This window comes from Halomonas getboli (assembly GCF_023094245.1).
GTDB classification, from domain to species: domain Bacteria; phylum Pseudomonadota; class Gammaproteobacteria; order Pseudomonadales; family Halomonadaceae; genus Halomonas; species Halomonas getboli.
Window position 1 is genome coordinate 1 of record NZ_JALMEW010000013.1, and the last position, 21,380, is coordinate 21,380.

At 68.5% G+C, this 21,380-nt stretch carries 25 protein-coding genes; all 25 read left to right on the plus strand.

What is annotated here, in order from left to right:
• Window positions 1–327 (plus strand): hypothetical protein (locus MYL53_RS16890; RefSeq protein ID WP_425591765.1); only part of this gene is annotated, 327 nt, incomplete at its 5' end.
• Window positions 266–2,302 carry a terminase gpA endonuclease subunit gene (locus MYL53_RS16895; protein WP_247855241.1) on the plus strand — a complete coding sequence of 679 codons (2,037 nt, stop codon included), beginning with the start codon at window positions 266–268 and terminating at the stop codon, window positions 2,300–2,302. The genes MYL53_RS16890 and MYL53_RS16895, both read left to right, overlap by 62 nt.
• A 4-nt stretch (window positions 2,303–2,306) precedes the next feature.
• Window positions 2,307–2,822 (plus strand): hypothetical protein, encoded by a 516-nt coding sequence (locus tag MYL53_RS16900; protein ID WP_247855242.1) that lies wholly within the window; start codon window positions 2,307–2,309, stop codon window positions 2,820–2,822.
• Window positions 2,822–4,315 (plus strand): phage portal protein, encoded by a 1,494-nt coding sequence (locus MYL53_RS16905; RefSeq protein WP_247855243.1) that lies wholly within the window; start codon window positions 2,822–2,824, stop codon window positions 4,313–4,315. Before MYL53_RS16900 ends, MYL53_RS16905 begins: the two co-directional genes overlap by 1 nt.
• Window positions 4,278–6,251 (plus strand): phage major capsid protein, encoded by a 1,974-nt coding sequence (locus tag MYL53_RS16910; protein ID WP_247855244.1) that lies wholly within the window; start codon window positions 4,278–4,280, stop codon window positions 6,249–6,251. Before MYL53_RS16905 ends, MYL53_RS16910 begins: the two co-directional genes overlap by 38 nt.
• 66 nt (window positions 6,252–6,317) lie before the next feature.
• On the plus strand, window positions 6,318–6,644 hold the full coding sequence (locus MYL53_RS16915) for a hypothetical protein (RefSeq protein WP_247855245.1): 327 nt from the start codon (window positions 6,318–6,320) through the stop codon (window positions 6,642–6,644).
• Window positions 6,644–7,018: a hypothetical protein gene (locus MYL53_RS16920; RefSeq protein WP_247855246.1), complete on the plus strand. Its 375-nt coding sequence runs from the start codon at window positions 6,644–6,646 to the stop codon at window positions 7,016–7,018. The genes MYL53_RS16915 and MYL53_RS16920 overlap by 1 nt, the downstream gene beginning before the upstream one ends.
• Window positions 6,981–7,511, plus strand: a complete 531-nt coding sequence (locus tag MYL53_RS16925) for a hypothetical protein (RefSeq protein ID WP_247855247.1) — start codon at window positions 6,981–6,983, stop codon at window positions 7,509–7,511. Before MYL53_RS16920 ends, MYL53_RS16925 begins: the two co-directional genes overlap by 38 nt.
• On the plus strand, window positions 7,492–8,043 hold the full coding sequence (locus MYL53_RS16930; RefSeq protein ID WP_247855248.1) for a hypothetical protein: 552 nt from the start codon (window positions 7,492–7,494) through the stop codon (window positions 8,041–8,043). The genes MYL53_RS16925 and MYL53_RS16930 overlap by 20 nt, the downstream gene beginning before the upstream one ends.
• Entirely contained in the window at window positions 8,040–8,663 is a 624-nt protein-coding gene (locus tag MYL53_RS16935; RefSeq protein ID WP_247855249.1) for a phage baseplate assembly protein V, read from the plus strand. The genes MYL53_RS16930 and MYL53_RS16935 overlap by 4 nt, the downstream gene beginning before the upstream one ends.
• A complete protein-coding gene (locus tag MYL53_RS16940; RefSeq protein ID WP_247855250.1) occupies window positions 8,660–8,992 on the plus strand; it encodes a hypothetical protein in 333 nt (110 codons plus the stop codon). The genes MYL53_RS16935 and MYL53_RS16940 overlap by 4 nt, the downstream gene beginning before the upstream one ends.
• Window positions 8,992–9,987: a baseplate J/gp47 family protein gene (locus tag MYL53_RS16945; RefSeq protein WP_247855251.1), complete on the plus strand. Its 996-nt coding sequence runs from the start codon at window positions 8,992–8,994 to the stop codon at window positions 9,985–9,987. Before MYL53_RS16940 ends, MYL53_RS16945 begins: the two co-directional genes overlap by 1 nt.
• Window positions 9,984–10,718, plus strand: a complete 735-nt coding sequence (locus MYL53_RS16950) for a phage tail protein I (protein ID WP_247855252.1) — start codon at window positions 9,984–9,986, stop codon at window positions 10,716–10,718. The genes MYL53_RS16945 and MYL53_RS16950 overlap by 4 nt, the downstream gene beginning before the upstream one ends.
• Window positions 10,711–12,165 (plus strand): phage head spike fiber domain-containing protein, encoded by a 1,455-nt coding sequence (locus tag MYL53_RS16955; RefSeq protein WP_247855253.1) that lies wholly within the window; start codon window positions 10,711–10,713, stop codon window positions 12,163–12,165. The genes MYL53_RS16950 and MYL53_RS16955 overlap by 8 nt, the downstream gene beginning before the upstream one ends.
• Window positions 12,162–12,593, plus strand: a complete 432-nt coding sequence (locus tag MYL53_RS16960; protein WP_247855254.1) for a hypothetical protein — start codon at window positions 12,162–12,164, stop codon at window positions 12,591–12,593. The genes MYL53_RS16955 and MYL53_RS16960 overlap by 4 nt, the downstream gene beginning before the upstream one ends.
• A gap of 30 nt (window positions 12,594–12,623) precedes the next feature.
• Entirely contained in the window at window positions 12,624–13,715 is a 1,092-nt protein-coding gene (locus MYL53_RS16965; RefSeq protein ID WP_247855255.1) for a phage tail protein, read from the plus strand.
• Window positions 13,716–13,729: 14 nt separating this feature from the next.
• Window positions 13,730–14,335, plus strand: coding sequence for a DUF4376 domain-containing protein (locus MYL53_RS16970; RefSeq protein WP_247855256.1), 606 nt, complete (start codon window positions 13,730–13,732; stop codon window positions 14,333–14,335).
• A gap of 67 nt (window positions 14,336–14,402) precedes the next feature.
• Complete coding sequence (locus MYL53_RS16975; RefSeq protein ID WP_247855257.1) at window positions 14,403–14,591, plus strand: hypothetical protein; 189 nt, start codon at window positions 14,403–14,405, stop codon at window positions 14,589–14,591.
• Window positions 14,591–15,763 carry a phage tail sheath protein gene (locus MYL53_RS16980; RefSeq protein ID WP_247855258.1) on the plus strand — a complete coding sequence of 391 codons (1,173 nt, stop codon included), beginning with the start codon at window positions 14,591–14,593 and terminating at the stop codon, window positions 15,761–15,763. The genes MYL53_RS16975 and MYL53_RS16980 overlap by 1 nt, the downstream gene beginning before the upstream one ends.
• The gene (locus tag MYL53_RS16985) at window positions 15,756–16,259 is read left to right on the plus strand and encodes a phage major tail tube protein (protein WP_247855259.1); all 504 of its coding nucleotides are present in this window, start codon (window positions 15,756–15,758) and stop codon (window positions 16,257–16,259) included. The genes MYL53_RS16980 and MYL53_RS16985 overlap by 8 nt, the downstream gene beginning before the upstream one ends.
• Window positions 16,260–16,338: 79 nt before the next feature.
• A complete protein-coding gene (locus MYL53_RS16990; protein ID WP_247855260.1) occupies window positions 16,339–16,953 on the plus strand; it encodes a phage tail assembly protein in 615 nt (204 codons plus the stop codon).
• A gap of 130 nt (window positions 16,954–17,083) precedes the next feature.
• Window positions 17,084–19,708: a phage tail tape measure protein gene (locus MYL53_RS16995; protein WP_247855261.1), complete on the plus strand. Its 2,625-nt coding sequence runs from the start codon at window positions 17,084–17,086 to the stop codon at window positions 19,706–19,708.
• Window positions 19,708–20,121 (plus strand): phage tail protein, encoded by a 414-nt coding sequence (locus tag MYL53_RS17000; RefSeq protein ID WP_247855262.1) that lies wholly within the window; start codon window positions 19,708–19,710, stop codon window positions 20,119–20,121. The genes MYL53_RS16995 and MYL53_RS17000 overlap by 1 nt, the downstream gene beginning before the upstream one ends.
• Window positions 20,084–20,299: a tail protein X gene (locus tag MYL53_RS17005; protein ID WP_247855263.1), complete on the plus strand. Its 216-nt coding sequence runs from the start codon at window positions 20,084–20,086 to the stop codon at window positions 20,297–20,299. The genes MYL53_RS17000 and MYL53_RS17005 overlap by 38 nt, the downstream gene beginning before the upstream one ends.
• Window positions 20,290–21,321, plus strand: coding sequence for a contractile injection system protein, VgrG/Pvc8 family (locus MYL53_RS17010; protein ID WP_247855264.1), 1,032 nt, complete (start codon window positions 20,290–20,292; stop codon window positions 21,319–21,321). The genes MYL53_RS17005 and MYL53_RS17010 overlap by 10 nt, the downstream gene beginning before the upstream one ends.
• Window positions 21,322–21,380: the final 59 nt, after the last annotated feature.

Consider the following 21,380-nt stretch of genomic DNA (forward strand, 5'->3'; position numbering starts at 1 on the left):
AAGGCCCGCCGCGAGAAGCTCCAGATCGATATCGACAAGGAACGCCGGCGCCTGGTGCCGCTGGACGCGGTGGGCAGGATCCTGCACGCCGTCGGCGCGGTATACGCCACCCAGCTCGACTCGCTTTCGAGCCGGTGCGCTTCTGACCTGGCAGTGATCGATGACCCAGCAACCATCCGCGAACGCCTCCACGCCGAGACCCGCCGCATCCGTGGGTCTACTGCCGAACGACTTGACTCGGCAGCATCGGAGATCGTTGCAGAGCTTGACGGCCTTGATTCGCTCGACGGCGAGGATGGTGGAGGCGCCGCCGCCGAGGACGAGTGACGAGTGGGCCCGCAACAAGCGCATCATGCCGCCGGCGTCGCCGGTACCGGGTCCGTTCAACCCCGACAGCAACCCCTACATGCGGCCCGTCGCCTGGGCCTTCGCCCAGCCGCAATACCGCCGCGTGACCTTCGTCATGGGCACGCAGATGGGCAAGTCGGTGACCATGGAGAACGTGGTCGGCCACCGGCTCGACGAGGATCCGACGCCGGTTCTCTATGTGACGCCGACGAAGCCGCTGATCACCAGCACCGTCGAGCCCAAGTTCATGGACATGTTCCGCGAGTGCGCGGACCTGTGGCGCAAGTACGACAAGCGCCGCTCGACGCAATTCACCAAGTGGATCGGCGGCACCAAGTTCCGCTTCGCTTGGGCCGGCTCGCCCACCGAGCTCGCCGCCGACTCGGCGGGTCTGATCCTGGTCGACGAGGTCGACCGGATCGTGAACACCGGCGAGGGCGACACCACCGAGATCATCGAGGCCCGGGGCGACGCCTACGTCGACTCGAAGGTCGGCTATACCGCCACGCCGCTGCGCGGCCGGGTCGAGAAGCGTCAGCACCCGGTCAGCGGCCTGTGGCACTGGCAGGTCGGGCAGAAGGGCGCTGTGACGTCCAAGGTCTGGCGGCTCTGGCAGTCCGGCACCCGCCACGAGTGGGCGGTGCCGTGTCCGGAGTGCCTCGGCTACTTCATCCCGCATCTCGACCTGCTGTGGTGGCCTGGCCAGGGCAGCGAGGACGAATGCACGCCGAGCGAGGCCGAGCATCATGCCCGACTGTCCTGCCACTGCTGCGGCACGCCGATCGAAGACAAGTGGCGCCCCTGGATGAACGCCCGGGGCCTGGCCGTCGCGCCCGGCGAGTCGATCACCCCGGCCCGCCGGGAGGGCGACCAGGTCGTCGCCGGCGAGGTCCAGGGCACCGCCGAGACCGAGGGCTCGAGCCATTACAGCCTGTGGGTTTCCGGCCTGTGCTCGTTCGCCGCGAAGAAGAGCTACGGCTTCCTGGCGAAGAAGCTCCTCGAGGCCCAGCGCTCCGGCGACCCGGCGACGCTGATGGGCGTCTACAACACCGGCTTCGGCCAGCTCTTCGCCGAGGTCGGCGACGTGCCCACCTGGGAGGAGATCCGCGCGATGCGCTGGAGCTACGCCGCCGGCGAGCTGATCCTCCCGGATCCGCTCAAGGTCTTCTGCACCATCGACGTCCAGAAGCGCCGCCTGGTCTACACCGTGCGCGCCTGGTTCGCCGGCCTCGGCTCCCAGCTCCTCGAGCAGGGGGAGCTGTGGGGCAACACCGACGAGGACCTGGTGTGGGATGACCTGGGCGAGCTGATCGACCAGGAGTACGCCGGGCACGGCATCGACGAGACCGGCATCGACATCGGCTACCGGGACGACCAGGTCTACGCCTTCATCAACGCCCACAAGGGCCGCGTGGTCGCGTTGCGCGGTCGAGAGAAACTCGACAAGCCGTACAAGAAGCAGCTGGTCGAGGAGAACCGCCAGGGCAAGACCCGCAAGCGGGGCGACGCCTACTGGGCCTTCGACTCGCCGCTGGCGAAGCGCTGGGTGCATTCGCGGATCTCGCGGGCCCAGTCCGGCGACGCCGATCGCTTCCCCGGCTGGTGGCTGATACCCACCGACGTTACCGACGACTACTGCAAACAGATCGTCGGCGAGGAGTGGGACGAGGCCACCGGCAAGTACCGACAGGTCGGCGAAAACCACTTCCTGGACTGCGAGGCGATGCAGTATGTCATGGCCCTGCGTGCCCGGCTCCAGCGCCGCAAGCGTGGCGCCATGACGCTGGGCGACCTCAAGCGCCTGCGCCGCGGCGAGGCCTCCGACGACAGCGCGCCGGACGAGCCGGTGCCCGAGGAGGCCCCGGCAATCGACACCCCTGAACCCCAACGCGACCCGCCCCCGGCGAAGCCCAACAAGGGCCGCTTCAAGGTCGTGAAACGACGTAGGCGATAACCCCATGCGACCACCCGAGATCCGAGCCGGTGACAGCCTCACCTGGCGCGTCACCGGCTACCCGGCCGAAGCCGGCTGGACGTTCCACTACGCCTTGCGCGGGCCGTCGACCATCGACATCGAGGCGATCGACGACGGCGGCGAGTACCTGGTCGAAGTGGCGGCCGGCACCACGGCGGCCTGGGCCCCGGGCTGGTATCGCTGGGTGGCCTATGTGAGCCACACCGACGGCGATCGGGTGACGCTGGACGATGGCCGGCTGGAGATCCTGCCCGACCTGCTCAGCGCCGAAGCGGGCGACGTGCGCAGCCATGCCCAGCGGATGCTCGAGCTGATCGAGGCGGCACTCGAGAAGCGCATCCCCAAGGACCAGCAGAGCTACGAGATCGATGGCCAGCGCCTCGACCGGATCCCGGTCGAGCGCCTCGAGGCCCTGCGCACCCGGTACCGCAACGAGGTGCGCAGGGAGACTCGCCAGGGTGACGGGCTCGGCATTCGCACGCTGAACTGGAGGATGTGATGCCACGGAAACAGCCGAGCCTGCTGCAGCGCGCCTTCAACGTCGCGTGGTACGCGACGGCCGGGGTCAAGCGCCACTTTCAAGCGGCCCGGCGCTCGCGGCTGACCGCGGGGTGGACGCAACGCATGACCGGCGGCGACGCCAACCAGGTGATCTACCGCGACCACGAGACGCTTCGCCAGCGCTCGCGCGAGCAGTCGATCAACAACCCTTACATCAAACGCTTCCACCGCCTGCTGAAGCAGAACGTGGTCGGCCCCCGCGGAATCCAGTTGCAGTCGAAGGCGAAGACGCCCGCCGGCGAGCCCGACAAGCGCGCCCAGCAGAAGATCGAGCGCGCCTGGCGGCGCTTCTGCCGGAAGGGGCAGTTCGACGTCACCGGGCGTTACAGCTTCGTCACCTTCCTGAACCTGTGGCTGGAGACGCTGGCCCGGGACGGCGAGGTGATGGTGCGCATGGTGCGCGGCTTCCCGAACCAGTGGGGCTTCGCCCTGCAGATCCTCGAGTGCGATCGGCTCGACCTCAACTACAACGACCTGCTGCCCAACGGCAACCGGGTGCGGATGGGGGTCGAGATCGACGACTGGGAGCGCCCGGTCGCCTACTACCTGCTGCGCGACCACCCGGGCGATACCCAGCAGCGCCCGCCGGCGCGCGGGCGTCACCTGCGGGTACCGGCCAGCGAGCTGCTGCACACCTTCGAGTCGTGGCGGCCGCACCAGGCCCGGGGCTTCACCTGGGCGCACGCCTCGATGCTCGAGCTTCACCACATCGGCGAGTACCGCCTCGCCGAGATGATCGCCGCCGAGCACGGCGCCAAGCTCACCGGCTTTTTCGAGCAGGACGCGGAGTGGACGGAGCCGCCGGACCAGGGCGACGACGTCGAGATCGAGGAAGAGATCGAGGCCGGCACGGCCAAGATCCTGCCCTACGGCCTCAAGTTCACGCCCTACAAGAGCGACCACCCGGCGACCAACTTCGCGCCCTTCATCAAGCAGGGGCTGCGCGGCACCGCTGCCGGCCTGGGCCCGAGCTACAACCGCCTGGCCCACGATCTGGAGGGCGTGTCGTTCTCCTCGCTGCGCTCCGGCGAGCTCGACGAGCGGGACTTCTACAAGTGCGTGCAGCAATTCGTGATCAGCGAGCTGCTCGACTTCGTCTTCGAGGGCTGGCTGGAGATGGCCATGCTCAGCAGCGCCGTCCGCCTGCCGTTCGCCAGCCTCGAGCGTTACCTGGAGGTCCAGTGGCAGCCGCGTGGCTGGGACTGGGTCGATCCGGCCAAGGACGCCAAGGCGGCCACCGAATCGATCGCCAACCGCACGAAGACGCGGAGCTACTACATCCGCCAGGCGGGCGAAGACCCCGAAGAGGTCTTCGAAGAGATGGCCCGCGAAGAGGAGGCCCTGCGCAAGCGGGGCCTTTCTGTATCCACCGACCCACCCACGGAATCGCCCAATGAGCAAGAAGACGACGAAGAGCGAAACGCCGCCTGACCAGGTGGTGCGCCAGATCCAGAGCGAGCCTCTCCAGCGGGCCCTGACGGTCGTCGAGGACAGCATCGACCAGGACGCCCGCACGGTCGAGGTTGCCGTCTCCAGCGAGTACCCGTTCCGGCGGTGGTTCGGCATGGAGATCCTCGACCACTCGCCCGAGTCGGTCGACCTCACCCGGCTGCAGAACGGTGCCCCGCTGCTCGACCAGCACAACGACTGGCGGCAAATCGGCGTGGTCGAGGAGGCCTGGCTGGATGGCGACCGCAAGCTGCGCGCCCGGGTGCGCTTCTCGCGCAGCACCGACGCCGAGGCGGTCTGGCAGGACGTGGTTGACGGCATCCGCCGCCATATCAGCACGCGCTACCTGATCCACGAGATGGTGCTCGAGTCCGAGCGCGATGGCGTGGATACCTACCGCGTGACCCGCTGGGAGCCCTTCGAGGTCTCCTCCGTTTCCATCCCGGTTGACCCGACCGTCGGCGTCGGCCGTTCCCTCGCAGAACCGCAGCACACCATCACCGTCAAGGAAACTCGCATGACTACACGCAACAAGACTCCCGGCGCCGACGACAACACCACTCCCGGCGCGAACCCCACCAACGGCGGCGAGCAGCAGCGCGGCCTGGGCGGCGGCCAGGGTGCCGAGCCCCGCGACAACATCCTCGCCCAGGAGCGTCAGCGCGTGGCCGACATCACCGAGATGGGCGAGCGCTTCGGTCAGCGCAGCCTGGCCCAGGAAGCGATCCAGAAGGGGCACGGCGTCGACCAGGTGCGCGCCATGCTCCTGGAGCGGCTGAACCCGCAGGCGACCCCGGCCGGTGGCGGCCAGCAGAGCCGCGAGCTGCCCAACTTCGGCGAACAGCAGCGCGCCGTGACCAGCCAGGGCCTGGGCGTCTCCGAGCAGGAGGCCCAGCGCTACTCGCTGATGCGCGCCCTGGAGGCCGCCGCAACCAACGACTGGAGCAAGGCCGGCTTCGAGCGCGAGCTTTCGATCGCCGTGGCGGACAAGCTCGGCACCGAGGCGCGCGGCTTCTACGTGCCCCACGACATGCTGATGCGTGCCTACGCCCACCATCCGATGCTGCAGCAGCGCGGCCTCGAGGTGGGTGCCGCCGGAAAGGGCGGCGAGTTGGTGGCCACCGACCTGCGCGTCGACCAGTTCATCGACATCCTGCGCAACCGCACGGTGATCGCTCGTCTGGGCGCGCGCATGCTCTCCGGCCTCGAGGGCGACGTCGACATCCCGAAGAAGGTGAACGGCGCCAACTTCTACTGGCTGGGCGAGAACGAGGACGTCGCGAACAGCGACTTCGACCTCTCCACCCTGGGGCTGACGCCGAAGACCATCGCCGGCGCGATCCCGGTCTCCCGCAAGCTGCGCAAGCAGTCGAGCATGTCCGTCGAGGCGATGATCATCGACGACCTGATCAGCGGCATCGGCGTCGCTACCGACCTTGCCCAGCTCAACGGCGACGGGCTCAACAACAAGCCCCTGGGCCTGCTCAACCAAACCGGCCTGGGCGCCCTGGAGTTCCCGAATGGTGGCATCGACTGGGCTTCCATCGTCGAGATGGAGACCAAGGTGGCCACCTACAACGCCGACGACGGCGCCCTGAACTACGTCACCGGCGTGGGGCAGCGCGGCGCGGCGAAGAAGACCGAGGCTTTTGCCGGCACCGGCGAGCGGATCTGGACCAAGGGCAACGAGGTCAACGGCTACGGCGCCGTGGCCACCAACCAGATGCCGCTCGACACCTGGCTGTTCGGCGACTGGAGCCAGATCGTCATCGGCCTGTGGGGCGTCCTGGACCTCAAGCCCGACCCCTACGCCCAGGCGGCCAGCGACGGCCTGGTGGTGCGGGTGTTCCAGGATCTCGACACCAACGTCCGCCGCCCCGAGGCCTTCTGCAAGGCGACTCGCGCCGCGGCGGCCTAACCCTAGCGGGCAGGCATTGAGGGGCTTCGGCCCCTCCTTTTTCTTCAGACCACAGGAAGCACTCCCATGGCAAAGCAAGAGATCGACCTGGTCGAGGTCATCGCCGACGACGACTTCAGCGTTCCCGGCGGGATGGTGCACAAGGGCGAGTCCTGCCGCTGCACTCGCCGCAAGGCGAAGGACCTGGTGGCCATCGGCATGGCCCACTACCCGACCGACGAGGACCGCGAGGGCCTGGCCGGCGAGCAGGACGACGGCGAGCCCGACCCCGAGAAGACCGACGCCACCGGCGAAGGCTCGGGCGGCGAGACCGCCGGGGGCGACGGCACCACCGCCGAGGCCGAGCAGGCCAAGCCGGCCAGCCGTTCCGGCGCTCGTAAGGCCAGCAAGTAATGATCGGCGACGACGACTGGGCGAGCTTCTATGACCCGGACGAGTTCGGCTGCGATGTGGCACTGGTCGGCGACGCCGACACCCTCGAGCTGCTCGGTCGGGAGCTTGCCCCACCGGAGCTGGACCGTCTGCGGCAGGGCGAGCGCGCCCAGGCCGGCGTGCGGGCCAAGCCGGGCGAGCGCGTCGTCGAGATCCCCGCCAAGGACCTGCCGGCCGACTGGCCGGATCGGCGGGTCGACGTGCCTTCGGGCAGCTATACCGCGGTGGACGTCCAGACGATCGGACGGCTGCGGGTCGGCCTGATCCTGGTGCCCTACGAGACGCGAGAGACGACCCATGGCCAGTGGCTTCGAGATCCAGATGGCGCTGCGTGAGAGCGAGCAGCGGATGCCCGACCTGATCGAGGCGACCCGCAAGCAGCTCGAGACGGCGGTGGGCCGGGCCCTGCGCAAGACCGGGGCCTGGCTGCGCACCCACTCGGTGCGCGAGCTGGGCCGCGAGCTCGGCATCACCCAGGCGCCGCTTCGCCAGCGCTTCCAGCTCTACCCGCGGATCCGCGACGGCGAGGTGAAGGTGTGGGTGGGGCTGCGACCGCTGTCGGTGCACTACCTGGGCACGCCGCGCCAGACGCCCACCGGCGTGCGGGTGAAGCGCCGCGACTACGAGGGCGCCTTCATCGAGCCGATGCGCACCCGCTACCCGCTGGTCTGGCAGCGCAAGGGGCGCGAGCGGCTGCCGATCGAGCGCGTCACCGAGGAGCTCGGCGACGTGGCCGTGACGGTGGTCGAGCGCTGGGAGCGGCGCGTCGAGCGCCGCTTCGTCGAGATCTTCGAGCAGGAGGCCCGCCATGTCCTCTCGGACGCTTAACCAGCCATCGGACCTCTTCGACGCGATCCGCGATCGCCTGCTCGAGGAGATCCTGAACATCGACGTCGACGACTACAACGAGTTCGGCAGCCGCGAGGTCGGCGCCGCCGGCCAGGCCGGCGAGATCCTGATCGAGTTCGAGCGCGTGCCGGGACTGCCCCGCAACCATGCCGGCCAGTTCGGCTTCGAGGCGGCGATCACCCTGCACTGCGTGGTCGGCCGGCAGCGCCACCGGGCGCCGCTCGAGGCGATCAACCTGGCCGCGGCGGTGCAGCGAGTGGCCACCGACTGCGTGTGGGGCCTGCCGCCGACGCAGATCGAAGCGCCCGAGGGTCTGCGCAGCGAGCCGTCGTTCTTCAAGGACGGCGCCGGTGGATATGAGGCTTGGGGCGTGTCTTTCACCCAGTGCTTCTGGATCGGCCCGGAGCTGGTCGAGGAAGACCCGGTGACCACGGCGCTGCCGCAGATCGCCTGGAATATCGACGACAGCCTGAACACCGACGACGAGAGCGTCTACGAGCCGTTGCCATGAGAGAACACCTCGAGGCCATGATCCGCTCGGCCCTGGCGCCCTACATCGAGCGCATCGCCGCCCTCGAGGACGAGGTCGACGACCTGCATCGACGGGCCCGCAACCAGGGCCGGCGGGGCGTCTGCGTGGCGGTCGATCACGACCAGGCGCTGTGCCGGGTGCGCCACGGCGGCAACACCACGCCCTGGATCAAGTGGGCGAGCTCGGCGGCCGGCGAGGTCAGCGAGTGGCGCCCGCCGTCGATCGGCGAGGGCTGCCAGCTGGTCAGCTATGGCGCCGGCGACGACGGCGCGCAAATGGTCGCGGTGTTTGGCCTGGCCACGTCCGCTCATCCGCCGCCCGGCGCCTCGGGCACCCTGCACCGGCTCCAGTACAAGGACGGCGCTCGGCAGAGCTACGACTTCGCCGCGCACGCCTGGGAGTGGGTCAATGCCAGCACGACGATCAAGCATGACCGTGATGGCATCGAGCTGATGCACGGCGGCAATGGCATCCGCATCGACGCCAGCGGCGTGCACCTGATCGGCGCCGGGGTGGACCACGACGGCACCGACATCGGCAAGACCCACAAGCATGGCGGCGTCGTCGCCGGCAACAGCAAAACGGACGTTCCCTCATGATCGGCATCGACCCTCGCACCGGGCGCACCATCGACGCCTGGGAGCAGTTCGTCTCGCGCGTCGCCCAGGTGATGACGACGCCGATCGGCGGCCGGGAGAAGCGCCGCGACTTCGGCTGCCGGATCCCCGAGACCCTGGCCCAGAACACCGGCGACGACCTGCTGCTCCTGGCGCAGAGCTACGCCATCGAGGCGTTCTACAACCCCGCCAATGGCCTCGAGGAATTCACGCCCAGCCGGTGCGTGGCCAGCCGCCATGCCAGCGGCATCCGCCTGCGCTTCGAGGGCACCTGGCGACACCAGCAAACCACCTTTGAGGTCACCGCCTGATGCTGATTCCCGGACAGAACCGCCTGGCCGACCCGGAGATCGTCCAGGGCGAGACCTTCGAGACGATGCTGGCCAGCTTCAAGGCCGCGGTGGTGGCCCACATCGCCGAGGGCGACGAGACCCTGGCGGCCCAGGTGGGCGAGACCCTCGACAACGAGGCCGAGGTCTCCACCAAGCTGATCGAGGCCTGCGTCGTCGTGCTGCAGACCAAGATCCGCGACGACAACGAGAAGATTCGCCAGGAGCTGGCCTGGTGGGCCACCGGCTCGAACCTGGACGCCAAGGTCGCCGACCTGAGCATCGCGCGCCAGACGCTCCAGGAGGGCGATCCCGACGCCTTCCCGCCGGTCGAGCCGGTCCTCGAGGAGGACGAGCACCTGCGGCTGCGCTACTTCCTCGCGCCCCACGCCCCGGCCGCCGGCTCGCGCATGCACTACCGCAGCGAGATCCTGACCCTGGACGAGCGCGCCAACGTGAGCGTGGAGACGCCCGAGGCCGGCGTGGTTCAGGTGACCTACCGGCTCGACCCCGAGGGCAACGCGGCGAAGATCAAGGACGGCAACGGCCGAATGGTCAACCCCGGCACCGGCGAAGTGCTGGTCACGGTGCTGGCCCGGGAGGGCAACGGCGTGCCCGATGCCGCGCTGTTGGACGCCGTGCGCGATCACTTCGCCCGGCCCGACGTGGTGCCCGAGACCGACCAGGTGACGGTCCAGGGCGCCGAGTCGGTCGACTACCAGATCCGCGCGCGGGCCTACATCTACCCCGGCCCGGACGCGGCGCTGACCAAGGAAAGCGCCGAGGCGCAGCTGCAGGCCTACGCCGACGACAACCACGCCCTGGGCGGCTCGGTCGAGCCCAGCTGGATCTATCACGAGCTCCACCAAGGCGGCGCGGTCAAGGTCGAGCTGCTCGAGCCGCTGGCCGCGGTCACGGCGACTGACCAGCAGGCGCCGTACTGCACCAGCGTGGACGTCGAGGTGCTGACGCTATGAGCGACGACCAGGACCGCTACGATCACCACAGCCTGCTTCCGGAGAACAGCACCCGCCTCGAGCGGGGTCTCGAGCGCGCCTTTCGCCAGCTCCTGGAGAGCATCGAGTCGCCGCACCCGCACCTGCTGGACCCGCAGCGCACGCCGGTAGCGTTCCTGCCGTACCTCGGCGCGGATCACGGCGTCAGCGAGTGGGATCCGCACGCCAGCGAGGCCGAGAAGCGGCGCACCGTGGCGGCGGCCTGGCCGACCAAGCGCCTCGCCGGCACCCGCGAGGCGCTCGAGCTTGCCGTGCGCTCCCTGGGCCTCGAGCCCGAGGTGATCCCCTGGCACCAGGAAGACCCGACCGGCGACCCGTATCACGTGCACGTCATCGCCGTGAACAGCGACGTGCTGGGCGCCGATGCCCAGCAGCGCCTCGAGCGGCGCCTGGCCGAGGCCAAGGCCGAGCGCGACGTGCTGACGCTGGAGATCGTCGGCGAGTCCCGCGGCTGGGCCTACGTCGGCGCCGTCACCTACGACGGCGACCTGACCGCGGTCTACCCCTATGCCGCGGAAGACGCCGAGGTGACCGGGCCGTTCTTCGTCGGTATCGGCGTCGATGTTGTGGACACCGCGACTGTTTACCCGATGCGCAATCAGACAGGCCGCCTGACCATAGACGGCCATCTCTATCGAACGGCCAACGGTGCGGCTCTTAGACTCAATGCGAGGTTGCCAGACAATGGCTGAGAACGACGAAATTCAGTTTCATGAGCTTCCCAATATGCTCGGTGACGAGCTAGCCGACGACGACCAGATTCTGGTCCATGACAGCAGCGATACGGTTTCGTCGTTATATGGCGGGGAGAAGCGAATGTCGGTCGCTGAGTACCGTGCCAGCCAGATCCTGGCGCCGATCGCGGCGGCAGTTCAGGCCGCCAACGAGCAGACCACCCGGCTCAACCGCAGCTTTTCCGTGCGGCCCTACAACGGCGAGAGTCTGCGTGCGGATTTCGAGGCCCAAGCCTACGGCCTTGGCGACACCACCGGCATCAGCCGCGCGGTGGGCGAGGGGGAGATGTTCACCGTGCAGCGGGCGACACCGAAGCATGTGTTCCAGCCGGTCGCCGGCGGCGCGATCCAGCTCGTCGAGGTACCGCCGGATACCCTGGCCCATGAGTGGGACCCGGTGACGGGGGAATATCTGGGGGTGTTGATTGAGGAGAGTCGGACGAATCTGGAGCCAGATTCATCAGATTTCACAGCGTGGACATCTACGAATGGATACCTGACGGATACGGGCGCGACAGCGTTGGGAGGATTGAGCGTCTATCGCGCATCCCACGACGGTAACGGAAGCAGCGTTACAGCGCGCACGCCGCTACGATATTCGCAACCGAGGGAGACGGCCATTGCTGTAAGCGGCTTTGTGAAGAACGAAGCCGCCACTCAGATAAAACTTCATCTGGGCGATAACGGCATTTCGGGTTATGCCCGCGTAGTTATAGACACCGCTACAGGCGCTGTGATTCTGGACGAGCATAGCAACTGGGCAGGCGCCGGCAGCGTTGGAGCCAAATATGTAGGTGATGGCTGGTATCGCATTTGGGTCGTCTCTACTGTGCCTGCGGCAGGGTCAGCAACTCAAGAGATTATGGTCATCGGAGACGGAGACCTCCTGTTCACCGGAATACAAAAAGAAGAAGGCACCTTCCCCACCAGCTATATCCCCACGGCGGGGAGTGCGGTGACGCGGGCGGCGGATGATGTGTCGCATTCGGCCGGCGAAGAGTATGCACCAACAGGATCAACGTGGGTTGTGGAGCTGGATGATGCAAAAGGGGAATCCCCATTTATAATTTCGACAGATAATGAAGAGTTCTCGCCTCTCTATATCTCTAGTGGTGGAAATTTTGCCGTCGATTTACGGGGCGTGGGGCATATTATTTTATCCACCTCAATCAGCCGGCTTGGTAAGAGAAAAGTGGCTGTTAGCCTCGGTGTTAATGAGGTGTTGATCGCAGCGGACGGGGCGTCTGAGAGCATCGCATCAGGCTTATCGCTAGAATATCCGGCAAATGACATGCTTTTGGGCAGCAGGGCAAATGGCACGCGACACATGAACGGCCACATCAAGCGCTTTGAATACATCCCCGAGTCCCGCACCGCTGCCCAGCTTGAGGAGATGACCGCATGAGCATGACCGACGCCATTCTCTACGTGCCAGATATGCCAGCCCTTGTCGCCCACCTGGGCGACGAGCACCCGACCATGCTGGTCAGGGACGAGACCGGCGAGATCATCCAGCCGCCGGTGGTGACGGGATTCGCCCGCACCCCGGCGGCGACCAACGCTGACGGTTCGGCGCTGCTCGTCTATGCCCGCCTGCGCCCCGCCGAGATCGACCAGTGGCGCGGCATGCCTCACGTCACCGTGTTGGCCGAGGCGCCGTACCAGGGCAAGGGCACCGCCCAGGCGGTCTATGCCCAGGTGTTCGCCGATGCCGACGCACTCGCCGCCTATGACAGCGTCTACGACCGCGCCCCGCGAGAGGTGCCGGACGGTGAGGGCGGTACAACCACCGTCACCCCGCCGGCGATGTTCGGCATCCTCGCCGGCGCCTGACTGCCCGCTCCATAAGCGATAGGAACCCCCATGCCCCAGTTCTATACCGTCCTGACAGAGACCGGGCAAGCCAAGATGGCCAACGCCATCGCGCTCGGCACAACGATCAACATCGCCGAGCTGGCGGTGGGAGACGGCGGCGGCACCCTGCCGCAGCCGGACAGCGACCGGACCACGCTGGTCAACCAGGTGCGCATCGCCCAGGTCAACCGCGTCGACACGGATCCCGACAACCCCGCTTGGCTGATCGTCGAGCAGGTGCTGCCGCCCGAGGTTGGCGGCTGGACGATCCGCGAGGTCGGCCTGTTCGATGACGCCGGCGACCTGATCGGCTACGGCAACTACCCCGAGACCTACAAGCCGGTCTTGAGCGAGGGCAGCGGGCGCACCCTGACCATCCGCATGGTGCTCGAGGTCAGTGACACCGCCGCGGTGACGCTGCTGGTCGACCCCAGCGTGGTGCTCGCCACCCGGGAATACGTCGACCAGGAGCGGGCCGAGCACGAAGCCAGCCGCATCCACCCGCTGGCCACCGAGACCGATCGCGGGATGGTGGTCAAGGCGACTCAGCCCGAGGTGGACGCGGGCGAGGACGATGGCAAGTTCGTCACCGCCAAGAAGCTCAAGAACTGGGCGGCGCAATGGGTCAAGCAAGCGACCGAAACCGTCGCTGGGATGCTCAAGGTCGCCACCCAGTCACAAGTCGATGCGGGCACCGATGATACCGCGGCGGTGACGCCAAAGAAGCTGCGCTGGGGCTTCTCTATCAGCTTGGGCAGCAACGGCTATGTGGGTTTTCCGAGCTGGCTGGGGGGCGTGATTTTCCAGTGGGGCGGCGTCACCTTCACCGGCCCGGATAGCACCGGAGATAATAACCCCGCAAGCAGTACGAACCATGTTCACCGTCGTGTCTCATTCACCTCCGCGTGGCCGATTACGTTTCCGAACTCTGTGTTCTGTGCCATAGCAACCTGTCAGGGCACTAATTCAGAAGCTGAGGAGCTGGTATGTGCTCTAACCGAGATCGATGTTTCCAGCTTGGAAGGTCGTGCATATCGGCTCTACGGCAGCAACACCTCGGGTGAACCAGCCCACGTCATGTTCTTCGGCGTCGGTCATTAACGCGGAGTTATTCCATGTTCTACAGCGCTTCCGAAAACCGCTTCTACGATCCCGCGTTCAAGTCTCGCTATGAGGCGAGCGGGACTTGGCCGGTCGATGCCATCGAAGTCACAGAGGACGAATGGCAGACGTATGGCGCCGGAGAGTCCCCGGCGGGGAAAGTGCGCGGGGCGACGGCAGAGGGGCGCCCGACTTGGGTCGATATTCCCCCGGTCGAGATGACGCTCGAAGCCCTCGCCGCCCGCAAGCGCGCCGAGATCTTCGCCAGTCGCGACGCCGCCTTTGCCGCCGGGATGGACTACACCCTGCCCGATGGCTCCGCCGACGTGGTGCAGACCCGGCCGCAGGACCAGATCAACCTGCTGGGACTGGGCATCAAGGCCGAGCGGCTCGTGAACCAGGGCGTCACCGACGAGGTGATGGTGATCCGGGGCGAGTCCAACGTCTCCCATTCGATCACGCCGGCCGAGATGGTGACGCTGACCGATGCGGCGCTGGTCTACATCGAGGACATCTACCAGCAGGGCTGGGACCGCAAGGACACGATCGACGCGGCGCTGGCCGACGACACCCTGACCGACGACGAGAAGCGGGCGGCGCTCGAGGCCGTGACCTGGTAGCGCGCCCGCCCAGCACCACCCATCCCGGCCGCCTGATGGCGGTTTTTTTGTGCCCGGAGAAAGCCCCATGGCTACAAGCAAGCGCAAGACCTACGTGGTCCTGGTCCCGTTCCCGCGTCGCGGGCACTGGACCGCCAAGGACGACGAGCTGGAGCTGCTCGACTGCGAGGCGGCGCAGCTGCTGCGCGCTAACCGCATCGCGCTGAAATCCACCCAGGCGGTCAAGACGACCACCGCGAAGAAGGCGAGTGACTGATGCCCGAGATCATCAACTTTGAACACAACGGCGCCACGATCGAGGCCCAGCGCCCGCCGGAGCCGCTCGGCCCGCTGGGCGGCGAGGTGCTCGGCTGGGTGGTGACCGCCCCCGATCGTGACCCGTCGGTGCCGCTGAACACGCCGTTCCGCATCGCCAACCAGGCCGACGCCGCGCTGCTGGACACCACCGGCGACGAGGCCGGCACCGGCTGGCACGCCGTCAGCGAGGTGCTGAAGAAGGCCAAGGTGCCGCAGTACGTGGTGGTGGTCGAGGAAGGCCTCGACATCACCGAGACCACGGCCAATATCATCGGCGGCATCGATGCCACCTCCGGCCAGCCGCTGGGTCTCGAGGCGCTGCCCAACGCCCAGGAGGTGCCGACCGTCTTCGCCTGCCCGGGCTACTCGCACCAGAGCGAGGTGCGCCAGGCCATGGCCAGCATGGCCAAGCGGATCATGTCGCGCTTCGTGATGGACGCGATCGACGACACCGTGGACGCGGTGACCGCCGACAGCGAGACCATCGGCGGCGAGGACACCGGCTACCGGCGCGGCTACATGGCCTACCAGATGACCGCGATCTACTCCCGCGCCGCCCTGGGCGACGTGATGATCGCGCCCTCGGTCCAGGCCATGGCGTGCTTCGCCGCCACCGACCCCTGGGTGAGTCCCGGCAACCAGGGCGTGCTGATCCAGGACGTGTCGCGCCACGTCAACTACAACATCCTGGACAAGTCCACCAACGGCGACCTGCTCAACCGCTACGGCGTGAGCTACTACGCGCGGACCAGCCTCGGCGGCTTCTCGCTGATCGGCAACCGCGGGGTGACCGGGGAGTTCATCTCCCACGTGGGCCTCGAGGACGCCATCGCGCGCAAGCTGATGAAGGCCGCGCAGAAGGGCATGGCGAAGAACCTGACCAAGTCGTTCATGGAGCAGGAGGTGCGCAAGATCAACCGCTTCGCCCAGGACCTGGTCGCCCAGGAGGTGATCCCGGCCGCGGAGATCTACCTGCACCCGACGCTGAACACCATCGAGCGTTACAAGAACGGCAGCTGGTACGTGGTGTTCGACTACGGTCGCTACTCGCCCAACGAGCACACCATCATTCACCTGAACGCCAAGGACGAGTTGACCGAGGAGTTCATCGAGGAGGTCCTGAATGCTTAACCGTCAACGGATGTCGCTCGGCGGGACCCTCTCGGGCTACCCGCTGATGCACACGCTCGAGGAGTTCGAGCCGGTCGTGCTGGAGAAGGAAATGGAGATGGCCCAGGGCGGCCGCTTCGTGCCCGAGCAGATGATGGTCGGGCTCAAGGAGATGACCTGCCGCGTCACCCTCTCGGGCGGTGGCATCGAGATCGTCGCCGCGCTGGGGATCACCGAGGGCGACACCGTCGAGCTCGACGTGATCGAGGCCCTGAAGGACCTGGAGGGCATCAAGTACCAGGTATGGCACCGGGTATCGGGCGAGATCATCAAGCTCGAGCGCAACACGGTGAAGATGAAGGACAAGCCCCAGATGATCTACACCATCGCGCCGGTGGCCACCAGCTGCCGCGAGAACGGGGTGATCCTCCACGACATCGACCTGCGCCGCCAGGTGATCAACCTCGGCCAGGGCGACCTGATGGAGCCCTACCGCCGTATGGTGCTGTCGCCCTGACGTCGCCGCCCTGAGCCACCCCGGGCCGCCTGCCGAGCAGGCGGCCCTTTCTTTTGCCCGCTGAACAGGACACGCCCCCATGAGCTGGACCCCGCAACCGCACCCGCTGCACTGGCCGGTGGAGATCGACGGCGAGACGCGCCACGAGCTGACCCTGCGCCCGATCCGCCACGGCGAGCACAACGAGCTGATCAAGAAGGACGACGCCGCCAAGGCCAAGTCCTCGACCGGCAAGGGCCTCGGCGATACCGCGCTGTTCCTCGCCCTGGCGGCGATGGCTACCGGCCTCGAGGAGGCCGCGCTGAAGCGCCTCAAGCGCCCCGACTACAACGGCCTCCAGCGCCGGGTGCTCGAGCTCGTCAGCCAGGACGCCGACCACTTCCTCGAGGCGCTGCCCGAGGGCGAGGAGGACGACCCGGACGCGCCGCGGCTGCTCGAGCCGCTGACCCGACCCGATGGGCGCACCCTGGAGCGGATCCCGCTCGAGGTGCCCGACCTCGAGACCACCCTGCTGATGGGGAAGATCGACGATCGCTACGAGGCGGCCGAGTTCATCACCGCCAAGTGCACCGGCCTGACCGTCCAGGAGCTGGCCGAGATGACGGTGCCCGACTGGAACACGCTGCAGGGGCGCATCGACGCTTTTTTGAACCAGGCGGGCGACTTCTTTCACGACGGGACATCGACGTCCTGACGGACGTGATCCCGCTCGTCTACCAGGTGAGCGAGCGGGATCTCCTGAAGTGGTCCGCGGATAAGGCCCTGCGCCGGTACGAGCTCGCGATGAAGCGGCTCAAGGCCGGCCACTAGACCAGGAGCAACGGATGGCCGAGAGCAAATACAGCGTCGTCCTCGCGGCGGTGGACCAGTTCACCCGGCCATTCCGCGACTTCCGCGACGCCGGCGAGCGCCTCCAGGAGGACGTTCGCGGCCAGCAGGCCGAGCTGCGCGACCTCAACCGCCAGGCCAAGGATCTCGACGGCTATCGCCGCCTGACCGACCAGGTGGACGCCACGGCGGCCTCCCTCGAGGAGGCGCGCATCGAGCAGGCCCGCCTGAAGCGCGAACTGAGCGAGGCCGAGCGGCCCACCCAGCGCATGCGCCGGGCCTACGATCGCGCGACGGCGAGCGTCGCGGATCTCACCTCCAAGCACCGCGCCCAGCGCAACGAGCTCGGCCGGCTGGAGAACAGCCTGGAGTCGGCCGGCGTCGATGTCGGCCGCTTCGCCGACGAGCAGCGCCGGATCGAGACCGCCACCGAGCGGGCCAACGCCGCCCTGGCGACCCAGCGCGGCCGGATGGCGGCGGTGGGCGACGCCCGCGCCCGGGTCGACAGCAACATCGCGGCGCGCGCCGAGCTGCACGGTCAGATCGTCGAGACCGCCGCCCTGGGCTACATCGCGGCCCAGCCGATCAGCCAGGCGATGAGCCTGGAGACCGCCGGCGCCGAGTACGCCAAGGTGTCCAACGCCTCCGACGAAGAAGTCGCGGCCCGCGCCTCGGCCAACCTGCGCCTGGCCACCGAGCGGGAGATCGCCTCGGGCGGCCTGACGGCCACGGATCTGTTCCGGATCCAGACCGCCGCCGCCCAGGGCGGCATTGCCGGCGACGAGATCGACAACTTCACCCGCACCTCGGCGACGATGGCCAACGCCTTCGACATGACCGCCGACGACTCCGGGAAGACGCTGATGGCGTGGCGGGCCGGCATGGGGCTCGACCAGCAGCGGGCGAGCCTGCTGGCCGACATGGCCAACGAGCTCGGCAACAGCTACAACGCCGAGTCCGGCGACATCGCCGACGTGCTGCGCCGGCAGGGCGCGGTGGCCATGGGCGCCGGCCTCAACGAGGGGCAGGCCGCGGCGCTGTCCGCGGCGCTGCTCAACGGCGGGGCGACGCCCGAGGTGGCCGCCACCGCCCTGAAGAACACCACCAACGCGCTGACGAAGGGCAGCACGGCGACCGCCGCCCAGCGCGAGGCCATGAGCGGGCTGGGCTTCTCGCCCGAGCAGCTCGCCCGGGACATGCAGGACGACGCGCCGGCGGCGATGCTGAGCGTGATCGAGGCCCTGCAGCAGGAGCCGGCGGACGAGATCCCGGCGCTGGTCTCGACCCTGTTCGGCGAGGACAGCAAGGGCGCGATCATGCCCCTGCTGGCCAACACCGAGGCGCTGCGCGGCGCCTTCGAGCTGGTCAACGACCAGGCCCGCTACCAGGGCAGCATGGCCCGCGAGGCCGCCGGCCTGGCGGACACCACCCAGACCACCTGGAACCGCACCACCAGCAGCTTCGGCCGCCTGGCCACGGTGGTGGGGACGGCGCTGCTGCCGGCCACCAACGCGGTGCTGGACCCGCTGGCCGACGGCGCCAACCTGGTGGCCGACTTCGCCGAGGAAAACCAGACCCTGACCGCGGTGATCGGCGGCACCGCCGCCGCCCTGGTCGCGGCAAAGGCCGGCTTCCTGGGCGTGCGCTTCGCCGGCCTGCTGTTCGGGCAGCTGTTCAACCGCGCGAACCTCACCCGCGCCCAGCTCAATTCAAACACCGCGCGGACGGCCACCCTGGCCAACGCCGCCGTGGGTCGCCTGAACGGCGCCCTGGCACGGCTGGGCGCCGGGGCGGGCGTCGGCGGTGGCGGTCGCGGGCGGCGCGGTACCGGCGGGGCGCCGCGGGCCGGATCCTCGCCGGCGGCCCGTGCCGCTGCCGCCGGCGGGCTGTCGAACCAGCGTTTCACCACGGTGCCGCCGAACTCGATCGCCGCGCCCTCGAGCGCCTCGAGCGGCTGGCGAGCCCGCCTGGCTGGCTTCAGCGAGCGCCTCGGCAACAGCCGGGCCGCCCGCTGGACGGGCCGCGCGGCGGTGCCGCTGGCCATCGGCATGGGGGCGGTGCAGGCCGCCAACGCCGCCGGCGATGGCGACGCCGAGGGCGTCGGCTCGGCGGTGGGCGGCACGGCCGGGAGCCTGGGCGGCGCCTGGGCCGGAGCGGCCGGTGGGGCGGCCCTGGGCACGATGGTCTTCCCCGGCGTGGGCACGGCCGTGGGCGGTGCCGTGGGCGGCGTCGCCGGCGGTATCGCCGGCAGCGCGGCAGGGCAGTGGGTCGGCCAGAAGACCGGCGCGCTGTGGAACTGGGCGTTCGGCGACGACGAGGAAGCCGACGCCCGCGCCGACCGCCTCGAGCGCATCGCCAACCAGGTGAGCAATCCGCCCGACCTGCTGGCTTCGCCGGAGTCGGTCGCGGAGACGCTCAACCAGACCACCAACACCACCACCGACGCCCGGACGATCTCGCCGACCTTTCACGTCAAGGTGGAGTCCACCGGCGACAGCGTCCGCGACGAGGCCCTGCTGGACCGGCTGATGCAGCGGCTGCGGGGCGATCTGCTGCCGATCCTGGGCGCCAACGATCTCGACATGCGGGTGGACGCCGCGCTGACCGATAGGGGGAACTGATGCGCCAACAGATGGCCCTGGGGCCGTTCGTGTTCTCGCTGGGCCGGGGCTTCCCGTACTCGCGCCTGGAGCGCAAGAGCCACGGCGGCTGGATCGAGATCGACCTGGCCTACGCCTCGCCCAGCAGCCAGAACACCGGCCAGGACCTGGGCGAGATCCGCATCACCGGCACCGCCTTCTATGCCCAGGGCATGGAGCGCCTCGAGGAGCTCCGCGCCCTGCAGGCCGAGCGACGGCCGCTGGCCCTGGTCGACGCCCTGGGCATGAACCTGGGGCGCTGGCGGCTCGACAGCGTGGAAGAGACGCAGCGCCGGGTCATCGACGACGGCACGGCGATGGCGATCGATTGGGTGGTACAGCTCAGGGAGTTCTTCGATGCGGGCAATCAGAACGATCGCCGGGGACAGCCCTAACGGGATCCTCTGGCGCGAGATGGGCCGCGACGACGACGCGGCCGAGGAGGCCTTCTGGAAGGCCAACCCGGGCCTGGCGGCCTACGGCACCCTGCTGCCGTCGGGCGTCCTGGTCTACCTGCCGGAGGTGGAGAGCCCGCGCGACACCGCGCGTAAGGCGGTGACCGCATGGGATTGAACGGATACACGCCGGTGGTGCGCATCACCGGCGCGCACGCCGACCTGATCAACGGCCGGCGACTGATCGACTGGGAGCACATCGATGCCGCCGGCCAGGAGTCGGATCGGCTGCACCTGACGGTGGACACCCGGGGCCTCGATGGCCTGCCCCGGGAGGGCGACAAGCTCGGCCTCGAGGTCGGCTGGGCCGAGGGCGGCGCGCTGGTCAACAAGGGCCAGTTCACGATCTCGCGGACCACGCCGAAGCTGTTTCCCGACCAGCTGATGATTGTGGCCACGGCCGCGCCCTGGGAGGTGGCCGACGAGACGGCGTTCAAGCGGCGCCGCTCGGCGAGCTTCACCGACACGACCCTCGGCGAGATCTTCCGCACCCTGACGCGCCGGCATGGCTTCTCGCCGCGCATCGCGCCGGCGCTCGATGGCATCGCGATCGAGCATGTCGACCAGGCCGACGAGACCGACGCGGCCTTCCTGACGCGCCTGGCGGGCCGCTTCGACGCCGTGGCCAAGCCCTACGACGGCCTCTACGTGATGGCCCGACGGGGCGAGACCAAGGCGATCAGCGGCCAGTCGATCCCGATTGTCACGCTCTCGGTACCGCCGAACAACGAGCCGGGCCAGCAGGCGTTCGTGAACGCCAGCGTGGACCGCAACAGCCGGCTGCGCTTCAAGGGCGTGCAGGCGGCCTGGTTCGACGGCGAGGAGGGTGTCGAGGTCGAGGTGGATCTCGGCGAGGAGCCGTTCAAGCGGCTGCGCCAGAGCTACCAGTCGCCGGGCGAGGCACAAGCCGCCGGTGAGGGCGAGCTGCGCCGGCTGCGGCGCGAGGCGGCGAAGCTGCGGGTGGAGTGTCCGGGCAATCCGGATCTCGCCGCGGAGGGATTGATCGAGCTCGACGACAGCTGGCCCAGCCACATGCAGGGCCAGTGGTCGCTGGACAAGGTGACGGCGCGCGGCTCCCGCCGCGGCGGCTACCGCTGTTCGCTCGAAGCGACCTGGCCGGACGGCAAGGTCGAGGAGTAGATGGAGGGCTCCCTGGTGGTGGTGGTGCACCGCCAGGGCGCCGACACACTCGCGTGCAC

Coding starts and splice junctions, on each gene's coding strand:
- MYL53_RS16900 (WP_247855242.1), top strand. CDS start 2,307: ATGCGACCACCCGAGATCCGAGCCGGTGACAGCCTCACCTGGCGCGTC.
- MYL53_RS16905 (WP_247855243.1), top strand. CDS start 2,822: ATGCCACGGAAACAGCCGAGCCTGCTGCAGCGCGCCTTCAACGTCGCG.
- MYL53_RS16910 (WP_247855244.1), top strand. CDS start 4,278: ATGAGCAAGAAGACGACGAAGAGCGAAACGCCGCCTGACCAGGTGGTG.
- MYL53_RS16915 (WP_247855245.1), top strand. CDS start 6,318: ATGGCAAAGCAAGAGATCGACCTGGTCGAGGTCATCGCCGACGACGAC.
- MYL53_RS16920 (WP_247855246.1), top strand. CDS start 6,644: ATGATCGGCGACGACGACTGGGCGAGCTTCTATGACCCGGACGAGTTC.
- MYL53_RS16925 (WP_247855247.1), top strand. CDS start 6,981: ATGGCCAGTGGCTTCGAGATCCAGATGGCGCTGCGTGAGAGCGAGCAG.
- MYL53_RS16930 (WP_247855248.1), top strand. CDS start 7,492: ATGTCCTCTCGGACGCTTAACCAGCCATCGGACCTCTTCGACGCGATC.
- MYL53_RS16935 (WP_247855249.1), top strand. CDS start 8,040: ATGAGAGAACACCTCGAGGCCATGATCCGCTCGGCCCTGGCGCCCTAC.
- MYL53_RS16940 (WP_247855250.1), top strand. CDS start 8,660: ATGATCGGCATCGACCCTCGCACCGGGCGCACCATCGACGCCTGGGAG.
- MYL53_RS16945 (WP_247855251.1), top strand. CDS start 8,992: ATGCTGATTCCCGGACAGAACCGCCTGGCCGACCCGGAGATCGTCCAG.
- MYL53_RS16950 (WP_247855252.1), top strand. CDS start 9,984: ATGAGCGACGACCAGGACCGCTACGATCACCACAGCCTGCTTCCGGAG.
- MYL53_RS16955 (WP_247855253.1), top strand. CDS start 10,711: ATGGCTGAGAACGACGAAATTCAGTTTCATGAGCTTCCCAATATGCTC.
- MYL53_RS16960 (WP_247855254.1), top strand. CDS start 12,162: ATGAGCATGACCGACGCCATTCTCTACGTGCCAGATATGCCAGCCCTT.
- MYL53_RS16965 (WP_247855255.1), top strand. CDS start 12,624: ATGCCCCAGTTCTATACCGTCCTGACAGAGACCGGGCAAGCCAAGATG.
- MYL53_RS16970 (WP_247855256.1), top strand. CDS start 13,730: ATGTTCTACAGCGCTTCCGAAAACCGCTTCTACGATCCCGCGTTCAAG.
- MYL53_RS16975 (WP_247855257.1), top strand. CDS start 14,403: ATGGCTACAAGCAAGCGCAAGACCTACGTGGTCCTGGTCCCGTTCCCG.
- MYL53_RS16980 (WP_247855258.1), top strand. CDS start 14,591: ATGCCCGAGATCATCAACTTTGAACACAACGGCGCCACGATCGAGGCC.
- MYL53_RS16985 (WP_247855259.1), top strand. CDS start 15,756: ATGCTTAACCGTCAACGGATGTCGCTCGGCGGGACCCTCTCGGGCTAC.
- MYL53_RS16990 (WP_247855260.1), top strand. CDS start 16,339: ATGAGCTGGACCCCGCAACCGCACCCGCTGCACTGGCCGGTGGAGATC.
- MYL53_RS16995 (WP_247855261.1), top strand. CDS start 17,084: ATGGCCGAGAGCAAATACAGCGTCGTCCTCGCGGCGGTGGACCAGTTC.
- MYL53_RS17000 (WP_247855262.1), top strand. CDS start 19,708: ATGCGCCAACAGATGGCCCTGGGGCCGTTCGTGTTCTCGCTGGGCCGG.
- MYL53_RS17005 (WP_247855263.1), top strand. CDS start 20,084: ATGCGGGCAATCAGAACGATCGCCGGGGACAGCCCTAACGGGATCCTC.
- MYL53_RS17010 (WP_247855264.1), top strand. CDS start 20,290: ATGGGATTGAACGGATACACGCCGGTGGTGCGCATCACCGGCGCGCAC.